Source organism: Candidatus Protofrankia californiensis (assembly GCF_900634765.1).
In the GTDB taxonomy this organism is placed as follows: Bacteria; Actinomycetota; Actinomycetes; order Frankiales; family Frankiaceae; genus Protofrankia; species Protofrankia californiensis.
The window spans coordinates 19,807-22,415 of sequence record NZ_CAAAFT010000026.1 but is presented as its reverse complement, the minus strand read 5'-3'; the positions used below and the strand labels follow the sequence as shown (position 1 = coordinate 22,415).

2 protein-coding genes and 1 pseudogene are annotated in these 2,609 nt (G+C 68.9%); 2 read left to right on the top strand and 1 reads right to left on the bottom strand.

Translation table 11 applies throughout. The features are described 5' to 3' along the window. Window positions 1-349, top strand: a pseudogene (locus tag DD1DGNOD_RS26350) (mechanosensitive ion channel family protein); the annotation flags it as partial. A gap of 268 nt (window positions 350-617) precedes the next feature. Here DD1DGNOD_RS26350 and DD1DGNOD_RS27615 read toward each other — a convergent pair. Beyond that, entirely contained in the window at window positions 618-926 is a 309-nt protein-coding gene (locus tag DD1DGNOD_RS27615; protein ID WP_206442869.1) for a hypothetical protein, read from the bottom strand. Between the two features lie 545 nt (window positions 927-1,471). Here DD1DGNOD_RS27615 and DD1DGNOD_RS01160 point away from each other — a divergent pair. Further along, window positions 1,472-2,554 carry an alpha/beta hydrolase family esterase gene (locus DD1DGNOD_RS01160; RefSeq protein ID WP_241251101.1) on the top strand — a complete coding sequence of 361 codons (1,083 nt, stop codon included), beginning with the start codon at window positions 1,472-1,474 and terminating at the stop codon, window positions 2,552-2,554. Window positions 2,555-2,609 lie beyond the last annotated feature (55 nt).

The window sequence follows — 2,609 nt, the reverse complement described above, 5'->3', positions numbered from 1 at the left end:
GGACGAGATCGGCCTTGCCACATCCGTGACAACACCGATGCTCTACGCTCTGCTCGCGACCGTTACCGGAGTGACAATCGTGGGGGTGGGCGGCGGACTCATCCGTCCCATGCAACAACGTTGGGAGGAGATCCTGCAGCGCGGGGGACAGGAGCTGACCACCGCCCGGTCAACGTGGCGCGGCAACCGGGCACGCTCCGCAGCCGAGGAGCCGGTGGTGGTCTCCGTGAGCGACCTGGGCGCGGCGAGCCGCACCAGTGGGCGGCCGGATACTGCGTCGGGTCCGCTCCCCCCGCACCAGGAGACGGGCGAACCAGAGGGTCACACCGGACCCGCCCGACAACCATGACATCCCGCAACGTCTCAGCCGTTGGATGTCATGACGTCCCAGCTGTGCGTGGGACCGGATGGCATCACCGATCGCGGCACCGACAGTCACAGCGAGGGTGACACCTGTCCGGATCAGCCACAACGTACCCGGGCCCGTTCCACGAACTGACGCACGCGACGGGTGTGGGTAAGGCACTCTGGTACGACAGAGAGTCGTAACCAACGGCGGCCACAGGGCCACTTGCGTAGAACGCGGGAAGTGGGGAGACATCTCGGTGGACACGCCATCAGACCTGGAGCGCTCCCGGCTGCTCCTCGTCTGGCTGCAGGCCCGTCGCGCCGTCGACCGCTGCCTGTCGGACCTTCTCGCAGCCGGACCAGCCGGCGAACGCCGCGTCCGCGAGCAGCTCGAACTGGTCGACAACCTGGAGAGCCGCGCGCAGGAGGCGTTTGTGCAGTACCGCGCCGCGGTCCTGCAACCGCTGCCGGACCTTCAGGACACGGACCTTGAGGGCATAGCGAGCATAGCGACCTGGACCGTTCCCCCGGACCCGGCGCAACGCCCGCGCCTGGGCGTGGTGCGGACAGGTCAGCACGGCGCGGGTCCCGCTCCGGGGCCGGGGTCGGCTCCGGGGCGGAACACGATCACGGACACGGTCCCGAACGCCACCGCCGGTCTCGGTCCAGCGCCCGGTTCCGGCGCCGACCCGGGTTCCCCGGCATTCGGATCCACCACCGGAGCACAACCTGCCGGGGATCCGCCCCACCCGGAGCCCTCCGCAGGCACCTCGTCTCCCACGGGGCCTCCTGTGGGACCTCCCACGGGCCGGCCTTCACCCACGGCACCCTCGCCATCCACTTTCCCGAGCAGTTCCCTACCGTCCGCCTCCTTACCGTCCGCGAGAGTCATTCCTCTCACCGGTCGAGACGGCGAAACAGATATCACGCGCAGACCTCGCACCATACGAGGAAGTCAACGCCGGCACCGGTGACGGGCTTCTGTCGCTAACAGGACAAAATCCGTGTGGTGCCGTCTTCCCGTGTGGCGCCTGCGGCGCCGTCCTCACGCCGCCGTAGCCTGCTGGCCCGCTCCGTCGCGTTCACATCCCTCCTGGCCTTATGCGCTGCGGGATGCGGGAGCGTGTACGAGTCCCATGTCCTGCCGACCACCTCGCCGACCACTGTCACGATCGCCCTGCCTACCGCGACAACCGGGCCGGACGCCTACGAACGATCAGGACGCACAACGCAGTTACGCCTGACCCTGCCGGCCGCCACGACCCCGCGGCCTTTTCCGCTCGTCGTCGCGCTGCACAGCCTGCGCAACACCAGCACGGAACCGCAGTCGCAGTGGGGCTTCGACGCGCTTGCGGTCAGGGCGGGGTTTGCCGTGGCCTACCCCGATGGTCTGAACGCCTCGTGGGACGCCGGCACCTGCTGCGGACAGTCCGCGGCCGAACACGTCGATGACGTCGGATGGCTACGGGCGCTCATCTCGCATCTGGAGCAGCACTACCCGATCGACCGACAGCGGGTGATGCTCACCGGTTTCTCCAACGGCGGGATGATCGCCTATCGCTATGCCTGCGAGCATGCCGCCGAGATCGCCGGGATTGCGGTGGTCGCGGCCAGCCTGCAGGTGGCCGACTGCGCACCGGCGAAACCGGTGACCGTGGTGGCCATCCACGGCCAGCTCGACGAACGCGTTCCCTATACCGGCGACGCCTGGTCCGAGGCTCTTGGAACGCCCCTGCAGTCGGTGCGGCGAAGCCTGTCGCCTTTCCGGGCCAGCGCCGGCTGCCCTGAACCATCACTACCGCAGGACACTGTGATGACCAACAGTGATGGTGTTGCGATCGGGGACACCGCAGGCGGCCTGCCGGTTGGCCTCGACGGAGCCGAAGTCACGGATACGACCGGCCCCGGTGCGGATCAGGACACTTCGCGGGACGCCCCGCAGACCGCAGATCCCACCAGCCGCACACGACGGACTCCGGCCGGCCGTACGGCTGGGACCCCCTCCGCGTCGACCAGCAGCGATAAGTACACGGCGATCAAACGGGAGACGGCGTGTTCGTCCGGCGAGCGGATCGTGGAGTTCCTGCTTCCCGGCGTCGCCCACGGCTGGCCACCCGTCACCGGTCCGAAACGGTTCGACACCGCCGAGGTGATCTGGCGGCTGCTCGCGCCGATGCGCTCATCCACGCCCGGACCCGACCTGTAGCGACCCGAGGACCCGAGGACCCCGGGAACCCCGGGAACCCCGGGAACCCCGGGAA